The organism is Xenorhabdus eapokensis, from assembly GCF_001908105.1.
In genome coordinates this window covers 1-775 of record NZ_MKGQ01000154.1, presented here as the reverse complement: position 1 = coordinate 775, position 775 = coordinate 1, and the positions used below count along the sequence as shown (strand labels likewise).

Genomic DNA, 775 nt, shown 5'->3' with positions numbered 1-775 from the left:
TTAGAGTCATAGGTCAGCAATAAGAAGGAAAATAAGTCTCATTAGATCATGTCATTTGCCTTCATTCAAGAGATGCTAAAAAAGTATGCTCGCGCCCTGGGTCAGATTGATGTGCTCCCAACCAATCAGAGACAGATGTTCAAGTAATGATTATAGCATACCCATGCTCTCACAGACTCTTAACCGCCCGTTCCAAGTAAACCATGTTCCACAACATGATTACCCCTTCAGTCGGTTCTTTTCCCACATGATGGCTAGCCTTTTGCTGAGATGGAACGTGAATTAATCGTAGAACGTACCCGTGCAGGGTTAGAGAGAGGTTGCCAGACAGCAGGGTCGCAAGAGTGGTGGCCACAAACCTAAAAGGTGACCAAAAGTAAAATTGAGTCGGTCAGAAAATTACTGGCCAGCGGTGTACCACCAAGGGGTGTTACCTAACAGCCTATTCAGTATTTTTTCTGCGCAGCAACACGACGAGAAATGCCAGAGTGACGAACTGAAGGCTGGTATTCAAATATCTCTCACAGTTCTTCCACAATCGTCGACATTTTTCCAGCCAACCAAATGAACGTTCGACAACCCATCGCTTGGGTATCACCTGGAAAGTATGCAATTCACTACGTTTAGCAATTTCGACAGTCGCGCCGAGTATATGATGCACGTTCTCAGCGAAGGTTTCTCCCGTATAACCGCCATCGGCTAAAACATTTTTCACCCAACTGAGTGACTTTTTGTGCCGCGTAAAAGCCTCCAGTGCCCCTTTTCTGTCCGTGAC

1 protein-coding gene and 1 pseudogene are annotated in these 775 nt (G+C 45.9%); one reads left to right on the top strand and one right to left on the bottom strand.

Features of this window, described 5'->3' with window-relative positions:
• Window positions 1-223: 223 nt before the first annotated feature.
• Window positions 224-438 (top strand): annotated as a pseudogene (locus Xedl_RS33920) (recombinase family protein); the annotation flags it as partial.
• 4 nt (window positions 439-442) lie between these two features.
• On the opposite strand, the gene Xedl_RS19895 reads toward Xedl_RS33920, so the two are convergent.
• Window positions 443-775, bottom strand: a 333-nt coding sequence (locus tag Xedl_RS19895) for a transposase (protein WP_143187518.1), incomplete at its 5' end; no start/stop codon positions are given.